Origin of the sequence: Kocuria sp. UCD-OTCP (assembly GCF_000349605.1) — a bacterium.
Taxonomy (GTDB): Bacteria; Actinomycetota; Actinomycetes; order Actinomycetales; family Micrococcaceae; genus Kocuria; species Kocuria rosea.
Window position 1 is genome coordinate 1 of record NZ_AOSQ01000021.1, and the last position, 18952, is coordinate 18952.

An 18952-nucleotide genomic window follows, 5' to 3' on the forward strand; every position below is an offset into this window, starting at 1 on the left:
ATACGAGATGTGCGGACGTGACTGGAGTTCAGACGTGTGCTCTTCCGATCTCGGGCCGGCCGGCGGCCTTGAGGGCCTTCGCCTTCGCGTCCACGGCGAGCGTCGCGGACTCTGCGATGGCGCCGACGCGCCGGGAGATGCGGGACGTGGTCATGACCGGGGGCCTCCTGGAGGGGAACGGGCGGTCTCCGCCGGGTGCGGGGACGGCGGTGCGGACGCCCCCATGCTACTCGGGCGTCCGCACCGCGGGCCCGGCGCCCCGGCGGCCGCGCCCGCCCGGATTGCACCCCGCCGCCCGGGTCGCCTAGGATGGACGACTGGTGTCATCGGCGCCTGCTCGGCCGCGCCGTCACGGCGGGACCGGATGGTAGAGTCGGTGACCGGGTCCGAGCGATCGAGGCCGGCGTCCCCACGCCGGCCGAGGCCGCGAGGCACGTAGGGCAGTGGCGCAATTGGTAGCGCAGCGGTCTCCAAAACCGCAGGTTGCAGGTTCGAGTCCTGTCTGCCCTGCTCCAGTCCGGGGTGGTCCCCGGCACCCCCACGGGGTGCCGGGAGCCGCCGCGGCGACGGCGGGCCGGCAGCACTGCGCGGCACGCACGAGTCCACACAGGGAGAGCCGATGTCGCAGACCACCGCCGGCCGCGCGTCGGGCCAGCCCCCGGAGCAGGGCGCGGAGAGCCCCCGCGGCGTCTTCGGGCGCCTGTTCCTGTTCCTGCGCCAGGTCGTCGGCGAGCTCCGGAAGGTGGTCACCCCCACCCGGCGCGAACTGGTCAACTACGTCCTGGTCGTCCTCGTGTTCGTCGCGTTCATGATGGTGCTCATCTCGGTCCTGGACCTGGCGTTCGGCCAGGCCGCCCTGTGGATCTTCGGGCAGGGGGACGCCGCCGGCTGATCCGGGCGGCGCACGGACCGGCGCGGCCGGCCACCGTGACCCAGCAGAGCACGACATCCACGAAAGAACTTTGAGGGAGATCCAGTGACCGAGCACGAGCTCGAAAACGGCACCGAGGCACCGGCCGAGGTCGACCAGCAGGCTCCGGAGCTGCCGGAGGCCGAGACCTCCGTGCAGGAGGACGACTTCGCGGCCGCCCACGACCCGGAGCACGCCCCGGTCGCCGACGAGGCTCCCGCCGCGCCCGCCGACGAGGAGGCCCCGCTCGAGGCGGAGGCCCCGGCCGACGAGGAGGCCCCCGCGGCCGAGGACGAGGCGCCCGCCGTGGACCCCGTCGAGGAGTTCAAGTCGAAGCTGCGCCGCCAGGAGGGTGACTGGTACGTCATCCACACCTACGCCGGCTACGAGAACCGCGTGAAGACGAACCTCGAGACCCGCATCCAGTCCCTCAACATGGAGGACGACATCTTCCAGATCGAGGTGCCGATGGAGGAGGTCGTCGAGATCAAGAACGCCCAGCGCAAGATCGTGCGCCGGGTGCGGATCCCGGGCTACGTGCTGGTGCGCATGAACCTCACCGACGCCTCCTGGGGCGCGGTCCGCCACACCCCGGGCGTCACCGGCTTCGTCGGCCAGGACGCCTACAACCCGGTGCCGTTGCGCCTCGACGAGGTCTTCGAGATGCTCAACCCGGTCTTCGAGGCGCCGCAGGGCGCGGGGGCCGAGTCCTCCGCCCAGCCCAGCGCGCAGCCGCAGATCGACGTCGACTTCGAGGTCGGCGAGTCCGTCATCGTCAAGGAGGGCCCCTTCGAGACCCTCCCCGCCACGATCTCCGAGATCAAGGTGGAGTCCCAGCAGCTGGTCGTCCTCGTGTCGATCTTCGAGCGCGAGACCCCCGTCACCCTCGGCTTCAACCAGGTCTCCAAGATCTGAGCCCCGCGGGCCGCTCCGGCCCGCCCCAGTTCCCGGCCCCGCGGTGCATGCTTCGCCGCCGGGCCGCCCGGCCGCCGCGCCACGGCGGCCACCCGCCGTCGTACGCTCCTGTGCGCCGGTACGTCCAGCAGAAGAAGGACCAGCACATGGCTCCCAAGAAGAAGAAGGTCTCCGGCCTGATCAAGCTGCAGATCCAGGCAGGCGCCGCCAACCCGGCTCCTCCCGTGGGTCCGGCCCTCGGTCAGCACGGCGTCAACATCATGGAATTCTGCAAGGCCTACAACGCGGCCACGGAGTCCCAGCGCGGCAACATCGTGCCCGTGGAGATCACGGTCTACGAGGACCGCTCGTTCACCTTCGTCACGAAGACCCCGCCCGCCGCGCAGCTGATCAAGAAGGCCGCCGGCGTCGCCAAGGGCTCGGGTGTCCCGCACACCCAGAAGGTCGGCAAGCTCAGCATGGACCAGGTCCGCGAGATCGCCGAGACCAAGAAGGAAGACCTCAACGCCAACGACATCGACGCCGCCGCGAAGATCATCGCCGGCACCGCCCGCTCCATGGGCATCGAGGTCGAGTGACCAGCCTCGGCTGATCACCACCCACCGTTATTGACGTGGCAGGGCCGAGCGCGGCCCGCAGACCACAACTGCACAAGGAGAAGAAGCAGATGGCAAAGCGCAGCAAGGCATACCAGGCGGCCGCCGCCAAGATCGACGCGGGCACGCTGTACGCCCCGGCCGAGGCCGTGGCCCTGGCCAAGGAGCTCGACACCGCGAAGACCGACTCCACCGTGGAGGTCGTCCTCCGCCTCGGTGTCGACCCCCGCAAGGCCGACCAGATGGTCCGCGGCACCGTGAACCTGCCCAACGGCACCGGCAAGACCGCCCGCGTCGTCGTCTTCGCGACCGGCGACAAGGCCGCCGCCGCGGAGGAGGCCGGAGCGGACTACGTCGGCTCCGACGACCTGATCGCCCGCATCCAGGGCGGCTGGACCGACTTCGACGCCGCCGTGGCCACCCCGGACATGATGGGCAAGGTCGGCCGGCTGGGCAAGGTCCTCGGCCCCCGCAACCTGATGCCGAACCCCAAGACCGGCACCGTCACCATGGACGTGACCAAGGCCGTCAACGACATCAAGGGCGGCAAGATCGACTTCCGCGTCGACAAGCACTCGAACCTGCACTTCATCGTGGGCAAGACGTCCTTCGAGCTCGAGAAGCTGGCGGAGAACTACGGCGCCGCCCTCGAGGAGATCCTGCGCCTGAAGCCCTCCGCGTCGAAGGGCCGCTACATCACGAAGGCGACCGTCTCGACCACGTTCGGACCGGGCATCCCGGTCGACCCGAACGCCACCGAGGTCGTCGTCGGCGCCTGACGCCGTGCACCGGAGCCCGCGGGGCTCCGACGGGTGGGGGCCCGGCCGATGCGGCCGGGCCCCTTCCCGTCCGACGGGACCATTCCTCCCACGACCCAGCAGCCGGCGGGCGTCCGCCGGCGCCCACGGAACGGAGACCCCCCACGTGAGCGAGCACCCCCCGGTGCGCATCGAGCAGATGCGCATCCCCGACGAGTTCGACGACGCCGCGCAGGAGCTGCTGGGGCGCGTCGCGGAGCTCGTGCGCCGGTCCCGGCAGCACGTGTGGGGGATCTCGGACCTCACCGGTGACGCCCAGGAGCTCTACCGGGACCTGCTGGACCCCTTCGAGCGCGTGGTCGTCCTGCTGGCGTGGGCCGGGGACCGGCTGGCGGGACGGGCCGAGGTGCGGATGCCCCTGGTCACGCTCACCGACTCCGCCCACATCACCGTCGACGTGGACCCCGACGTCACCTCGCAGGGCACCGGCAGCGAGCTGCTGGCCGCCGCCGAGCAGCTCGCCGTGGGCGAGTCCCGCCGGCACCTGCGGATCCAGACCGAGCACCCCGGGCCCGAGGAGATCCAGGGCGACGGCAGCGTCACCGGGGTCTTCCCGCTGGTCACGCCCGGGATGGTCGAGTGGGTGGACGCCGCCGACGGCTCGGGCCGGCTGCCCGTGTCCAACCGGCAGACCCGCTTCGCCCTCAGCGCCGGCTACCGGCTCGAGTCGGTCAGCGACTTCGGGGTGCTGGACGTCCCCCTGCCGCCCGAGCGCGTCGCGGCCCTGCTGGACGAGGTCGCGGCCTCGCCGGCGCAGGAGCCGTACCGGATCCACGTCTGGAGCGGCCCGGCCCCCGAGGACCGGCTCGACGAGCTCGCCGCCCTGCACTCGCGCATGGCGACCGACTCGTTCCTGGCCCCCGTGGCCGCCGCCGAGCCAGAGCCCTGGGGCGCCGAGCGCGTGCGGCGCACCGAGCAGCTGCGCGCCGAGGCGGGCAACCTCTCGCTCGTGGCCGTCGCCGAGCACGAGCCCACCGGACGCCTCGTCGGGATGACCGAGATCGTCCTGGCGGGGGAGGAGCCGCCGATCGGGATGCAGGACGAGACCGTGGTCCTGCGCGAGCACCGCCGCCGGTGGCTCGCCACCCGGCTGAAGCTGGCCAACCTGCAGCAGCTCGAGCGGCTGGCCCCGAGCGTGCGCACCGTCTACTCCTGGAGCCACAGCGGCGACGACCGGATGAGCCGGGTCAACGCCCGGCTGGGCTTCCGCGTGGCCGGGCGCAGCGGCGTGTGGGCCCGCGACTTCCCCTCCGCCTGAGCCGGGTCCGGGGCCGCCCCGGAGCCGATTTGGCCGCGGCGGGGGCCTCCGGTAGCCTGGGAGACACCAAAGACCGCCGGTCGTGGTCCCCTTGCCCCGTGCGCCCCGTTTCGGAGTGCGCGAAGCGGGAGGACAGCCGTAAGAGTTCCGCCAGGAACCGCCAGCGCAGGTGAACCAGCACAGCGAGCACGTCCCGTCCTGCACGGGGTGCGACGCCGAGCCCCGGGCATCTGCGCGGGGCTTTTTCTGTGCCCGGGCCCTTGCGGCAGCGACCGGCATCGAAGACCGGAAGGAGTACCATGGCGAACCCGGAAAAGGCAGCCGCGGTCGCCGAGTTGAAGGAACTGTTCTCCAACTCGGACGCCGCTGTCCTGACTGAGTACCGCGGCCTCACCGTGGCCCAGCTCAAGGAGCTGCGCCGCTCGCTCGGTGAGAACGCCGAATACGCCGTGGTGAAGAACACGCTGACCGCGATCGCGGCCAAGGAGCTGGGGATCGACGCGTTCGACGGCCAGCTCGCCGGCCCGAGCGCGATCGCCTTCATCTCGGGGGACCCCGTCGAGGCCGCCAAGAGCCTGCGTGACTTCGCCAAGGCGAACCCGCAGCTCGTCGTCAAGGGCGGTTACCTCGAGGGCAAGGCCCTGAGCGACGCGGAGATCAAGCAGCTCGCGGACCTCGAGTCCCGCGAGGTGCTGCTGGCCAAGGTGGCCGGTGCCGCGCAGGCGTCCCTGTCCCAGGCCGCGGCGCTGTTCCAGGCACCGCTGTCGAAGACCGTCCGCACGGCCGAGGCGCTGCGCGCCAAGGTCGAGGAGCAGGACGCCTGACCAGCATCCCCGCCGCGAGGCACATTCTCACCACGGAACCAGACCGTCCCGCGCCGACGAACCCGGCCGGGGCACACCATCGAAAAGGAGCCACAACCATGGCCAAGCTCACCACCGCTGAACTGATCGACGCGTTCAAGGAGCTCTCCCTCATCGAGCTCTCCGAGTTCGTGAAGGCCTTCGAGGAGACCTTCGACGTCACCGCCGCCGCCCCCGTGGCCGTCGCCGGTGCCGCCGCTCCGGCCGCCGCCGCCGAGGAGGCCGAGGAGCAGACCGAGTTCGACGTCGTCCTCGAGGCCGCCGGCGAGAAGAAGATCCAGGTCATCAAGGAGGTCCGCGCGCTGACCTCCCTCGGCCTCAAGGAGGCCAAGGACCTCGTGGACTCGGCCCCCAAGGCCGTCCTCGAGGGCGCCACCAAGGAGGCCGCGGACAAGGCCAAGGAGGCCCTCGAGGGCGCCGGCGCCACCGTCACCCTCAAGTAGGACCCCGGACGCGTCCCTTCACGGACGCTCCTGCGAGGCCCCGGACGCACGGCGTCCGGGGCCTCGTGCCGTGCCGGGCCCGGACGGTCTGTGGGAGACTGGGGGCACGACCACATCGGCCGCCCACGCGCAGCGGGAGAGTCCGGGCGGGGGAGGGCGGACGGGCCCCACCGGGCCTCGGACCACGAGGAGCTCACCTTGTCCTTCCTGCCACGCCACCTCGGCCCGGACGCCGCCGAGACCGCGATCATGCTCGAGACCGTCGGCGCGGCCGACCTCGACGAGCTCGTCGCCCGCGCCGTCCCCGCGACCATCGCCTCCTCCGAGCCGCTGGGCCTGCCCGCCCCGATGTCCGAGCACGAGGCCCTCGCGGCGCTGCGCCGGGTCGCGGCGAAGAACCGGGTGATGACCCAGATGATCGGGCAGGGCTACGCGGACACCGTCACCCCGCCCGCGCTGCGCCGCAACATCCTCGAGAACCCCGCCTGGTACACCTCCTACACCCCCTACCAGCCCGAGATCTCGCAGGGCCGCCTCGAGGCCCTGCTCACGTTCCAGAACGCCGTCATGGACCTCACCGGCCTGGACCTGGCGAACGCCTCCCTCCTGGACGAGGCCACCGCGGTGGCCGAGGCCGTGCTCATGATGCGCCGGGCCAACCGGAAGGCCACGAGCCGGCGCGTCGTCGTCGACGCCCGGACGCTCCCGCAGACCCTCGCCGTGCTGCGCGGGCGCTGCCGGGCCGTGGGCATCGAGCTGGTCGTCGCCGACCTCGCCGAGGGGCTGCCCGAGGGCGAGCTCTTCGGGGTGGTCCTGACCCAGGTGGGCGTCGACGGCGAGGTCGTCCCCCTCGCCGAGCGCGCCGAGGAGGCGCACGCGCGGGGGGCGCTCGTGGCCGTGGCCACCGACCTGCTGGCCCTGACCCTGCTGCGCTCCCCGGGGGAGCAGGGCGCGGACATCGCCGTGGGCTCGGCCCAGCGCTTCGGGGTGCCCCTGTTCTTCGGCGGGCCCCACGCCGCGTTCCTCGCCTGCCGCAAGGGCCTCGAGCGGAACCTGCCCGGTCGCCTGGTGGGCGTCTCCACCGATTCCTCCGGCCGGCCCGCCTACCGGCTGGCCCTGCAGACCCGCGAGCAGCACATCCGCCGCGAGAAGGCCACCTCGAACATCTGCACCGCCCAGGCGCTGCTGGCCGTCGTGGCCGGCGCCTACGCCGCCTACCACGGCGCGGACGGGCTCCGCGCCATCGCCGAGCGCGTGCACGGGCTGGCCGCCCGCCTGGCCGCCGGGCTCGCCGCGGCGGGCGTGCGCGTGGTCCACGACCGGTTCTTCGACACCGTGCTCGCCGAGGTCCCCGGCCGCGCCGACGCCGTCGTGGCCGCCGCCGCGGAGCGTGGGATCAACGTCCGCCGGGCCGGCGCGGACCACGTCTCCGTGTCGGTGGGGGAGCCCCACGACGAGCGCGACGTCGACGCCGTGCTCGCGGCCTTCGGCGCCGCGGCTACGGACGACGCGGGCGGGGCGTGGGACCTGCCCGCCGAGCTGCTGCGCACCGACTCCTACCTGACCCACCCCGTGTTCACGCTGCACCGCTCCGAGACCGCGATGATGCGCTGGCTGCGCTCCCTCGCGGACAAGGACCTGGCCCTCGACCGGACCATGATCCCGCTCGGCTCCTGCACCATGAAGCTCAACGCCGCCGCGGAGATGGAGCCCATCAGCTGGCCCGAGTTCGCCTCGATCCACCCGCTCGCCCCCGAGGACCAGACCCTCGGCTGGCGCGAGCTCATCGCCCAGCTCGAGTCCTGGCTCACGGAGATCACCGGCTACGCCGCGGTCTCCGTCCAGCCCAACGCCGGCTCCCAGGGCGAGCTCGCCGGGCTCCTCGCGATCCGCCGCTACCACCTCTCCCGGGGCGACCGGCAGCGCACCACCGTCCTCATCCCGTCCTCGGCCCACGGCACCAACGCCGCCTCCGCGGTGCTCGCGGACCTCAAGGTGGTGGTCGTGGCCACCGCCGGGGACGGCTCCGTGGACCTGGACGACCTCGCCGCGAAGATCGGGAGCGTGGGGGAGGAGCTGGCGGGCATCATGGTCACCTACCCCTCCACGCACGGCGTGTTCGAGGAGCAGATCACGGCCGTGTGCGAGGCCGTGCACGCGGCGGGGGGCCAGGTCTACGTGGACGGCGCCAACCTCAACGCGCTCATGGGCCTCGCCCGGCCGGGCCGCTTCGGCGGGGACGTCTCCCACCTGAACCTGCACAAGACCTTCTGCATCCCGCACGGCGGCGGGGGGCCCGGCGTGGGGCCCGTGGCCGTGGCGGAGCACCTCGTGCCGTTCCTGCCCGGGGACCCCGCGGCCCCGGACGGCGGGGAGGACTCCTTCCCCGTGTCCCAGGCCCGCCACGGGTCGGCCGGGGTGCTGCCGATCTCCTGGATGTACATCGCCATGACCGGCGCGGAGGGGCTCACCGCGTCGTCGCGCACCGCGATCCTCAGCGCGAACTACGTCTCCGCCCGGCTGGCCGACGTCTTCCCGACCCTCTACACCGGCCCGGGCGGGTTCGTGGCCCACGAGTGCATCCTCGACCTGCGCGCGCTCACGAAGGCCTCCGGGGTGACCGCGGAGGACGTCTGCAAGCGGCTCGTCGACTACGGCTTCCACGCCCCCACCCTCGCGTTCCCGGTGGCGGGCACGCTCATGGTGGAGCCCACGGAGTCCGAGAACCTCGCGGAGCTCGACCGGTTCGTGGCCGCGATGCGCGCGATCCACGCGGAGATGACCGCCGTGGCCGACGGCGAGGTCGCACTCGAGGACTCGGTCCTGCGCCGCGCGCCGCACACCGCGGAGGTGCTCACGGCCGACGAGTGGGACCGTGCCTACCCCCGGTCCCGGGCCGCCTACCCGCTGCCCGAGCTGCGCCGCGCCAAGTTCTGGCCGCCCGTGGGCCGGGTGGAGAACGCCGCCGGGGACCGCAACCTGGTCTGCAGCTGCCCGCCGGTCGAGGCGTTCGCGGCCGCGGGCTGACCCGCGGGCCCGGCGCCCCCGGTGCCGGTGAGACCCGGAGCACGAAATTTCCCATCCTACGACCGGTGGACGCCCGCGTCCACCGGTCGTGTGGACAGAGCCGCACTTCGCGTCTATGCTGGATCTTTGCGTTGTCCCTCATTCTGCGTGCCTTCATATAGCGGTGGGCGCCCCCGGGGAGCGAACCAGCATCTCGAGTCCGCTGGCCCTCGCCCACCCGTATCCCCGATTCGGGAACTGCGCGATTCAACTGCAGGTCTGTGGAAGGAATCCATCTTGGTCGCCTCGAGCACCGATTCGAACGTAACCGCTAACCGACCGGCCGACGGGAACATCCCGCGCCGCATCTCCTTCGCCAAGATCCATGAACCGCTGGACGTGCCGAACCTGCTGGCCCTCCAGACGGACAGCTTCGACCGTCTCGTGGGCAACGAGCGGTGGCAGGCCCGGGTCCAGCAGGCCATCGAGACCGGGGAGCAGGGCATCGCCCGCACCTCCGGGCTGTCCGACATCTTCGAGGAGATCTCCCCGATCGAGGACTTCCAGGGCACCATGTCCCTGTCCTTCTCGGAGCCGGAGTTCTACGACCCGAAGTACACCATGGACGAGTGCAAGGACCGGGACGCCACGTACTCGGCGCCCCTGTACGTCAAGGCCGAGTTCATGAACAACAACACGGGCGAGATCAAGCAGCAGACCGTGTTCATGGGCGACTTCCCGCTGATGACCGAGAAGGGCACCTTCGTCATCAACGGCACCGAGCGTGTCGTCGTGTCCCAGCTCGTCCGCTCGCCGGGCGCCTACTTCGAGCGCGGCCAGGACCGCACCTCGGACAAGGACATCTACTCCGCGAAGATCATCCCCTCGCGCGGCGCGTGGTTCGAGCTCGAGATCGACAAGCGCGACCAGGTGGGCGTGCGCCTCGACCGCAAGCGCAAGCAGTCGGTCACCGTGCTGCTCAAGGCCCTCGGCTGGAGCGAGTCCCGCATCCTCGAGGAGTTCGGGGAGTTCGACTCCATCCGGGCGACCCTCGAGAAGGACACCGTCGAGTCCCGCGAGGACGCGCTGCTGGACATCTACCGCAAGCTGCGCCCGGGGGAGCCGCCCACGGTCGACGCCGCGCAGGCGCTGCTCGACAACATGTACTTCAACTCCAAGCGCTACGACCTCGCGAAGGTCGGCCGGTACAAGATCAACCGGAAGCTGGGCCTCGACAAGGCGTTCGAGGACGAGGACGCCTCCGTGCTGTCGGTCGACGACATCGTCGCGATGATCCGCTACCTCGTCACCCTGCACGCCGGCGGCGGCACCATGAAGGGCGTGCGCGACGGCGAGCCCCGCGAGGTCGTCGTGGACGTCGACGACATCGACCACTTCGGCAACCGCCGCATCCGCGCCGTGGGCGAGCTGATCGAGAACCAGATCCGCACGGGCCTGTCCCGCATGGAGCGCGTGGTGCGCGAGCGCATGACCACCCAGGACGTCGAGGCGATCACCCCGCAGACCCTGATCAACATCCGTCCCGTCGTGGCGGCGATCAAGGAGTTCTTCGGCACCTCGCAGCTGTCGCAGTTCATGGACCAGAACAACCCGCTCGCGGGCCTGACCCACAAGCGCCGCCTGTCCGCGCTCGGCCCGGGCGGTCTCTCCCGCGACCGCGCCGGCATGGAGGTCCGTGACGTCCACCCGTCGCACTACGGCCGCATGTGCCCGATCGAGACCCCCGAGGGCTCCAACATCGGCCTCATCGGCTCGCTGGCGACCTACGGGCGGATCAACCCGTTCGGCTTCATCGAGACCCCGTACCGCAAGGTCGTCGGCGGCCTCGTCACCGACGAGGTCGAGTACCTCACCGCCGACGACGAGCGCGGCGTGACGATCGCCCAGGCCAACGCCCCGCTGGGCCCGGACAACCGGTTCGCCGAGGACGCCGTCCTCGCGCGCGCCGCCGACGGCTCGGGCGAGGCCGTGCTGGTCGACCCGACCGCCGTGCAGTTCATGGACGTCTCCCCGCGCCAGATGGTGTCCGTGGCGACCGCGCTCATCCCGTACCTGGAGCACGACGACGCCAACCGCGCGCTCATGGGCGCCAACATGCAGCGCCAGGCCGTGCCGCTGCTCGAGTCCGAGGCCCCGCTCGTGGGCACCGGCATGGAGCGCTACGCGGCCCTGGACGCCGGGGACTCCGTGCTGGCCCGCAAGGCCGGCGTGGTCGAGGAGGTCTCGGCGAACCTCGTGCGCGTGCTCAACGACGACGGGACGACCACGGTCTACCCGATCAACAAGTTCACGCGCTCCAACCCGGGCAACACCTACAACCAGCGCGTCATCGTCTCCGAGGGCGATCGCGTCGAGGAGCGCTCGGTCATCGCCGACGGCCCCTCCACGGACCAGGGAGAGCTTGCCCTGGGCAAGAACCTGCTGGTCGCCTACATGTCCTGGGAGGGCCTCAACTACGAGGACGCGATCATCCTGTCCCAGCGCATGGTCTCGGAGGACGTGCTCACCTCGATCCACATCGAGGAGCACGAGATCGACGCCCGCGACACGAAGCTGGGCGCCGAGGAGATCACCCGGGACATCCCGAACGTGTCCGAGGAGGTGCTGTCCGCCCTCGACGAGCGCGGCATCATCCACATCGGCGCGGAGGTCCAGGCCGGCGACATCCTCGTGGGCAAGGTCACCCCGAAGGGCGAGACCGAGCTGACCCCGGAGGAGCGCCTGCTGCGGGCGATCTTCGGCGAGAAGTCCCGCGAGGTGCGCGACACGTCCCTGAAGGTGCCCCACGGCGAGTCCGGCACCGTCATCGGCGTGCGCGTCTTCGACCGCGACGACGAGGACGACGACCTGCCCGCGGGCGTCAACCAGGTGGTCCGGGTGTACGTGGCGCAGAAGCGCAAGATCACGGACGGCGACAAGCTCGCCGGCCGCCACGGCAACAAGGGCGTCATCTCGAAGATCCTGCCCCTGGAGGACATGCCGTTCCTCGAGGACGGGACCCCCGTGGACATCATCCTCAACCCGCTGGGCGTGCCCGGCCGCATGAACCTGGGGCAGGTCCTCGAGGTGCACACCGGCTGGCTCGCGAAGCAGGGCTGGAACATCGAGGGCGACCCCGAGTGGCTCGACCGGCTGCCGAACTTCCCGAAGCAGTCCGGCCCCACGAACGTGGCCACCCCGGTGTTCGACGGCGCGCGCGAGGAGGAGATCTTCGACCTCCTCGACCACACCAACCCGACGCGCGACGGCGTGCGGCTGATCGACCGGTCCGGCAAGGCCCGGCTGTTCGACGGCCGCTCCGGTGAGCCGTTCCCGGACCCGGTGTCGGTGGGCTACCAGTACATCCTGAAGCTGCACCACCTGGTGGACGACAAGATCCACGCGCGCTCCACCGGCCCGTACTCCATGATCACCCAGCAGCCGCTGGGCGGTAAGGCGCAGTTCGGCGGCCAGCGCTTCGGCGAGATGGAGGTCTGGGCGCTCGAGGCGTACGGCGCCGCCTACACGCTGCAGGAGCTGCTGACGGTCAAGTCCGACGACGTGCACGGGCGCGTGAAGGTCTACGAGGCCATCGTGAAGGGCGAGAACATCCCCGAGCCGGGTGTCCCCGAGTCCTTCAAGGTCCTCATCAAGGAGATGCAGTCGCTGTGCCTGAACGTCGAGGTGCTCTCGGCGGACGGCAACACCATCGAGATGCGCGATTCGGATGACGAGGTCTTCCGGGCGGCCGAGGAACTGGGCATCGATCTCTCGCACTCCGAGCCCAGCTCGGTCGAAGAGGTCTGATCCCGCTCGGTCCACCCCGACGAGACGTCAACTTTTCCAGAGAAAGAGATAAAGGACCCTCATGTCCAACGAATCTTCACTAGGCCTCATGCGGATCGGTCTTGCGACCGCGGAGGACATCCGGACCTGGTCCTACGGCGAGGTCAAGAAGCCGGAGACCATCAACTACCGCACGCTCAAGCCCGAGAAGGACGGCCTGTTCTGCGAGAAGATCTTCGGTCCCACCCGGGACTGGGAGTGCTACTGCGGCAAGTACAAGCGCGTGCGCTACAAGGGCATCATCTGCGAGCGCTGCGGCGTGGAGGTCACCCGGGCCAAGGTGCGCCGTGAGCGCATGGGCCACATCGAGCTCGCCGCTCCCGTGACCCACATCTGGTACTTCAAGGGCGTGCCCTCGCGGCTCGGCTACCTGCTGGACCTCGCCCCGAAGGACCTGGAGAAGGTCATCTACTTCGCGGCGTACATGATCACGTCGGTGGACGAGGACGCCCGCCACGACGACCTGCCGAACCTGCAGGCCGCCGTGGACCGGGAGAAGGCGCAGATGGAGTCCACCCGCGACTCCGACATCGCCGCGATCGCCCGCGACCTCGAGACCGAGCTCGGCCGGGTCGAGGAGGAGGGCGGCAAGGCCGCGGAGAAGCGCAAGCTCCGCGACTCCGCCGACCGCCAGATGGCCAACGTGCGCAAGCGCGCCAACCTGGAGATCGACCGCCTCGAGCAGGTCTGGGACCGCTTCAAGAACCTCAAGGTCAACGACCTCGAGGGAGACGAGGCGCTCTACCGCGTCATGGTGGACCGCTACGGCATGTACTTCGAGGGCTCGATGGGGGCCGAGGCGATCAAGAAGCGCCTCGAGACCTTCGATCTCGAGGCGGAGGCCGAGTCCCTGCGGGAGACCATCGCCACCGGCAAGGGTCAGCGCAAGACCCGCGCCCTGAAGCGGCTCAAGGTCGTCAACGCGTTCCTGACCACGGACAACTCGCCGCTGGGCATGGTCCTGGACGCCGTCCCGGTGATCCCGCCGGAGCTGCGCCCGATGGTCCAGCTCGACGGCGGCCGCTTCGCCACGTCGGACCTCAACGACCTCTACCGGCGCGTGATCAACCGCAACAACCGGCTCAAGCGCCTGCTGGACCTGGGCGCCCCGGAGATCATCGTCAACAACGAGAAGCGGATGCTGCAGGAGGCCGTGGACTCGCTGTTCGACAACGGCCGCCGCGGCCGCCCGGTCACCGGGCCGGGCAACCGCGCGCTGAAGTCGCTGTCCGACATGCTCAAGGGCAAGCAGGGCCGGTTCCGGCAGAACCTGCTCGGCAAGCGCGTCGACTACTCCGGCCGCTCGGTCATCGTGGTCGGCCCGCAGCTGAAGCTGCACCAGTGCGGTCTGCCGAAGCAGATGGCGCTGGAGCTGTTCAAGCCGTTCGTGATGAAGCGGCTGGTGGACCTCAACCACGCGCAGAACATCAAGTCGGCCAAGCGCATGGTCGAGCGCTACCGCCCCCAGGTGTGGGACGTGCTCGAGGAGGTCATCACCGAGCACCCCGTGCTGCTCAACCGTGCCCCCACCCTGCACCGTCTGGGCATCCAGGCGTTCGAGCCGCAGCTCGTCGAGGGCAAGGCCATCCAGCTCCACCCGCTCGTGTGCGGCGCGTTCAACGCCGACTTCGACGGCGACCAGATGGCCGTGCACCTGCCCCTGTCCCCGGAGGCCCAGGCCGAGGCGCGCATCCTGATGCTGTCCTCGAACAACATCCTGAAGCCCTCGGACGGCAAGCCGATCGCCCTGCCCTCGCAGGACATGATCATCGGGCTGTACCACCTCACCACCGTCCGCGAGGGCGAGGAGGGGGAGGGCCGCTCGTTCTCCTCCGTGGCCGAGGCGATCATGGCCCACGACGCAGGCCGGCTGCACCTCAACGCGCTGTGCCGGATCGAGCTGGACGACTTCGTGCCGTTCGAGGGCTGGGAGGCCCCCGAGGGCTGGGAGCCGGGTCAGCCGGTGCTGGTGCAGACCACGCTGGGCCGCGTGCTGTTCAACGAGACGCTGCCCGAGGACTACCCCTGGGACGAGGCCGTCGCGGACAAGAAGCACCTGTCCGCGCTGGTCAACGATCTCGCGGAGCGGTACCCGATGGTCACCGTGGCGCACACGCTGGACGAGCTCAAGGACGCCGGGTTCCACTGGGCGGCCCGCTCGGGCGTGACCGTGGCGATCTCGGACATCGCGACCCCGCCGGAGAAGCCCGCCATCATGGAGGGCTACGAGGCGCAGGCCGCGAAGATCCAGGGCCAGTACGACCGTGGTCTGATCGACGACGACGAGCGCCGCTCGGAGCTCATCGACATCTGGACCAAGGCCACGGACGAGGTCGCCCAGGCCATGCAGGCGAACCTGTCGCCGCTGAACACCATCAACCGCATGGTGTCCTCCGGCGCCCGAGGCAACTGGATGCAGGTCCGCCAGATCGCCGGCATCCGCGGGCTCGTGTCCAACCCCAAGGGCGAGATCATGCCCCGCCCGATCAAGTCCTCGTACCGCGAGGGCCTGTCGGTGCTGGAGTACTTCATCGCTACCCACGGTGCCCGCAAGGGCCTGGCCGACACCGCGCTGCGCACGGCGAACTCGGGCTACCTGACCCGTCGTCTCGTCGACGTCTCCCAGGACGTCATCGTGCGGGAGGCGGACTGCATGACGGAGCGCGGCCTGAACCTGCCGCTCGCCGACGTGCAGGAGAGCGGGTCCCGCGTGCTGCACGAGGACATCGAGAACACGGTGCACGGCCGGGTGCTCGCGGTGGACGTCGTGGACGCCAACGGCGAGATCCTGGCCGAGGCCGGCACGGACCTCTCCGACGGGCTCATCAGCGCCCTCTTCGCGGGCGGGGCCGACACGGTGCGCGTGCGCTCCGTGCTGACCTGCGAGTCCGCGGTGGGCGTCTGCGCGGCCTGCTACGGCCGCTCGCTGGCGTCCAACCAGCTGGTGGACATCGGCGAGGCCGTCGGCATCATCGCCGCGCAGTCCATCGGCGAGCCGGGCACGCAGCTCACGATGCGCACCTTCCACACCGGTGGTGTGGCGTCCTCGGACGGCGACATCACCCAGGGTCTGCCCCGTATCCAGGAGCTCTTCGAGGCCCGTACGCCCAAGGGCGTCGCGCCGATCTCGGAGGTCGCCGGGCGGGTCAGCATCGAGGACACCGAGAAGGCCCTGAAGCTCGTCGTGACCCCGGACAACGGGGACGAGGCGATCGGGTACCCGGTGCTGCGCCGCGCCAAGCTGCTCGTGACCGAGGGCGACCACGTCGAGGTCGGCCAGCAGCTGGTCTCGGGCGCCGTCGACCCCAAGGAGGTGCTGCGCATCCGCGGTCCGCGGCAGGCGCAGAAGCACCTCGTGGACGAGGTGCAGCGCGTGTACCGCTCCCAGGGCGTGGGCATCCACGACAAGCACGTCGAGGTCATCGTGCGGCAGATGCTGCGCCGCGTGACGATCATCGAGTCGGGCGAGACGGACCTGCTGCCGGGCGAGCTCGTCGAGAACGTGCGCTTCCTGGAGGCCAACCGCAAGGCCGTGGCCGAGAGCAGCCGGCCGGCCGCCGGCCGCCCGGAGCTGATGGGGATCACCAAGGCCTCGCTGGCCACCGACTCGTGGCTGTCGGCCGCGTCCTTCCAGGAGACCACCCGCGTGCTCACGCAGGCGGCCATGGAGGGCAAGTCCGACCCGCTGGTGGGCCTCAAGGAGAACGTGATCATCGGCAAGCTGATCCCGGCCGGCACCGGGCTCGCGCGGTACAACAACATCGACGTGGAGCCGACGGACGAGGCGAAGGCCTCGCTGTTCACGGAGCCGGGCTCGTTCTCGGACTTCAGCTACGCGGAGGAGAACTCCTCGCCCGCCGAGTTCCAGGCGATCCCGCTGGAGGACTACGACTTCGGCTCCAACTGAGGTCGGCGTCCCGCGCAGGACGTGATCACCCTCGTGGTCACCACGGCAGCCCCGTTCCGGAAGTAGCGTCTTCCGGGGCGGGGCTGCCCCCGTCCCGCGGCCGGTCACGGGGCCGGGCCGCGGACCAGGAAGGAGCCCCAGGAGTCACCATGGCGAACTCACCCACCGGGGAGTCCGTGCTCGAGCGGGCGGACCGGATCCTCGCGGCGTTCACGGCGGAGGACTCGCGGCTGACCGGGGGCCGGATCGCGGCCCTCACCGGGCTGCCCACCGCCACCGCGCACCGGCTCGCCCGGGACATGGCCCGCCAGGGCTGGCTCGAGCGGGTGGAGGGCGGGCACTACGTGGTCGGCACCCGGCTGTGGGAGCTGGTCAACCGCTCCTCGCGCGAGCTCGGCCTGGCGCGCGCCGCCCGCCCCTTCATGGGCGACATCCACGCGGTGCTGCGCCAGCACGTGCAGCTCGGCATCGTGGAGGGCCGCGAGGTGCTGCTCGTGGAGCGGCTCTCCCACCCCCGGGCGGTGCCCGTCCGGTCGGAGGTGGCCGGCCGGCTGCCCCTGCACCTGTCGGCCACGGGCCTCGTGCTGCTGGCGCACGCCCCCCAGGACTACCAGGAGGAGTACCTGCAGGGGCCCCTCACCGCGTTCACCGAGCTCTCGCCGACCGAGCCCGCGGTGCTGGCCGCGGAGCTCGAGCGGATCCGCGGCGCGGGCCACGCCCTGCAGACCGGCTATCTCGAGGCCGGCACGGCGGGGATCGCCGTCCCCGTGCGGGGGCGCGGCGACCAGGTGGTGGCGGGCCTGGGCGTCATCACCCCGGCGGGCGACCCGGCCGCGCGGGCCGGGGCGATCGTCCAGGCGCTGCACACCGCGGCGCACGGCATCCGCCGGACCCTGCGGGACGCCCCCCGCTGAGACGGGCCGCGGCACCGGCTCCCGGGCACACCGCGCCCGTCGCCTCCAGCATCCCGTTCAACGGGACAACTGTGGTGCCGCCCACAGGCCGCTGAGACACTGGACACGATTCCCGTCGTATCACCAGGAGCACTCATGAGCGCACAGCGCACCGTTCTCAGCACGCAGGTCGGCATCGTGGGCGGCGGCCCCGCCGGGCTGATGCTGGCCCACCTGCTCGGCCGCGCCGGCATCGACAGCATCGTGGTCGAGAAGCGCGACAAAGACACCATCCACGCCACCCACCGGGCGGGCATCCTCGAGGCGCCCACGGTGCGGATGCTGACCGACTCCGGCGTCGACGGGCGGGTGCTCACGGAGGGCCACGAGCACGAGGGCACCGTGCTGCGCTTCGAGGGGGAGAGCCACCGGATCGACTTCAAGGAGCTCGTCGGCGAGTCCGTGTGGCTCTACCCGCAGAACGAGGTGTTCCTGGACCTGGCCGACGCCCGGGAGCGCGACGGCGGCGACGTCCGCTGGTCCGTCACGGAAACCGAGGTGGTCGACCTGACCACCGACCGGCCGGGCATCCGCTTCACCGACGCCGCGGGCGAGGACTTCGAGGTCCGCTGCGAGATCCTCGTGGGCGCCGACGGCTCGCAGAGCATCTGCCGCCGCGCCATCCCGGAGCAGGAGCGCACCGACAACTTCATCGAGTACCCCTTCGCCTGGTTCGGCATCCTCGCCGAGGCCCCGCCGAGCGCCCCGGAGCTCATCTACTCGAACTCCGAGCACGGCTTCGCCCTCATCTCCCAGCGCAGCGGGACCGTCCAGCGGATGTACTTCCAGTGCGACCCGGAGGAGGACGTCGACGACTGGGGCGACGAGCGGATCTGGGCCGAGCTCCAGCGCCGGGTCGAGGGCCCCGACGGGCTCCGGCTCCAGGAGGGCCCCATCTTCGACAAGACCGTGCTGAAGTTCCGCTCCTACGTCTGCGAGCCCCTGCGCCACGGCAACCTGTTCCTCGTCGGCGACGCCGGCCACACCGTCCCCCCGACCGGCGCCAAGGGCCTGAACCTCGCGTTCTGCGACGTCCGCGTGCTCGCCCCGGCGATCGTCGAGTTCTTCCGCACGGGCGACGGCACCGGGCTGGCCGGGTACTCGGCCACGGCGCTGGAGCGGGTGTGGAAGGCGCAGAACTTCTCCTACTGGGCCACCCACCTCATGCACACCCAGCCGGGGGAGAACCCCTTCAACCAGAAGCGCCGGCGCGGCGAGTTCAAGGCGATCACCGGCTCCGAGCGCGGCGCCGCCTACTTCGCGGAGTCCTACACCGGCTGGCCCGACGACCGCTGACCCCCGGCCCCGCCGGACCTCCCCACTGTGACCCCACAATAAGTTCGCACAGTGAACACATGTGCGAATGCTGCACCGAATGCGCTAGCCTCGGAGAGTTCGCCGCGGGCACCACGCCCGCCGGTGCGGCAGCCACCTCGC

12 protein-coding genes and 1 tRNA gene are annotated in these 18952 nt (G+C 71.0%); all 13 read left to right on the forward strand.

The genetic code is table 11. From position 1 onward, the window contains the following. The first annotated feature begins 437 nt into the window (after window positions 1-437). The 13 genes from H488_RS26950 to H488_RS27010 all read left to right on the forward strand — a co-directional run bounded on the left by H488_RS26950 (window position 438) and on the right by H488_RS27010 (window position 18811). Window positions 438-510: transfer RNA gene (locus tag H488_RS26950), tRNA-Trp, on the forward strand. Between the two features lie 109 nt (window positions 511-619). After that, on the forward strand, window positions 620-892 hold the full coding sequence (gene secE / locus H488_RS26955; protein WP_017833270.1) for a preprotein translocase subunit SecE: 273 nt from the start codon (window positions 620-622) through the stop codon (window positions 890-892). Window positions 893-976: 84 nt separating this feature from the next. Beyond that, window positions 977-1825, forward strand: coding sequence for a transcription termination/antitermination protein NusG (gene nusG, locus H488_RS26960; RefSeq protein ID WP_017833271.1), 849 nt, complete (start codon window positions 977-979; stop codon window positions 1823-1825). Window positions 1826-1971: 146 nt separating this feature from the next. Further along, complete coding sequence (gene rplK / locus H488_RS26965) at window positions 1972-2403, forward strand: 50S ribosomal protein L11 (RefSeq protein ID WP_017833272.1); 432 nt, start codon at window positions 1972-1974, stop codon at window positions 2401-2403. 89 nt (window positions 2404-2492) lie between these two features. Next, window positions 2493-3200 (forward strand): 50S ribosomal protein L1, encoded by a 708-nt coding sequence (gene rplA, locus H488_RS26970; protein ID WP_017833273.1) that lies wholly within the window; start codon window positions 2493-2495, stop codon window positions 3198-3200. A 145-nt stretch (window positions 3201-3345) separates the two neighbouring features. Beyond that, window positions 3346-4497: a GNAT family N-acetyltransferase gene (locus tag H488_RS26975; RefSeq protein ID WP_017833274.1), complete on the forward strand. Its 1152-nt coding sequence runs from the start codon at window positions 3346-3348 to the stop codon at window positions 4495-4497. Window positions 4498-4796: 299 nt separating this feature from the next. Further along, window positions 4797-5321: a 50S ribosomal protein L10 gene (gene rplJ / locus H488_RS26980; RefSeq protein WP_017833275.1), complete on the forward strand. Its 525-nt coding sequence runs from the start codon at window positions 4797-4799 to the stop codon at window positions 5319-5321. A gap of 98 nt (window positions 5322-5419) precedes the next feature. Then, the gene (gene rplL, locus H488_RS26985) at window positions 5420-5803 is read left to right on the forward strand and encodes a 50S ribosomal protein L7/L12 (protein WP_017833276.1); all 384 of its coding nucleotides are present in this window, start codon (window positions 5420-5422) and stop codon (window positions 5801-5803) included. A 198-nt stretch (window positions 5804-6001) separates the two neighbouring features. Next, window positions 6002-8830 (forward strand): aminomethyl-transferring glycine dehydrogenase, encoded by a 2829-nt coding sequence (gene gcvP, locus H488_RS26990; RefSeq protein WP_017833277.1) that lies wholly within the window; start codon window positions 6002-6004, stop codon window positions 8828-8830. A 276-nt stretch (window positions 8831-9106) separates the two neighbouring features. Further along, window positions 9107-12616: a DNA-directed RNA polymerase subunit beta gene (gene rpoB, locus H488_RS26995; protein WP_017833278.1), complete on the forward strand. Its 3510-nt coding sequence runs from the start codon at window positions 9107-9109 to the stop codon at window positions 12614-12616. 61 nt (window positions 12617-12677) lie between these two features. Beyond that, window positions 12678-16562, forward strand: coding sequence for a DNA-directed RNA polymerase subunit beta' (locus tag H488_RS27000; RefSeq protein ID WP_031282944.1), 3885 nt, complete (start codon window positions 12678-12680; stop codon window positions 16560-16562). Between the two features lie 149 nt (window positions 16563-16711). After that, on the forward strand, window positions 16712-17476 hold the full coding sequence (locus tag H488_RS27005; RefSeq protein ID WP_017833280.1) for an IclR family transcriptional regulator: 765 nt from the start codon (window positions 16712-16714) through the stop codon (window positions 17474-17476). A gap of 135 nt (window positions 17477-17611) precedes the next feature. After that, window positions 17612-18811 carry a 4-hydroxybenzoate 3-monooxygenase gene (locus tag H488_RS27010; protein WP_017833281.1) on the forward strand — a complete coding sequence of 400 codons (1200 nt, stop codon included), beginning with the start codon at window positions 17612-17614 and terminating at the stop codon, window positions 18809-18811. The last annotated feature ends 141 nt before the right edge of the window (window positions 18812-18952 follow it).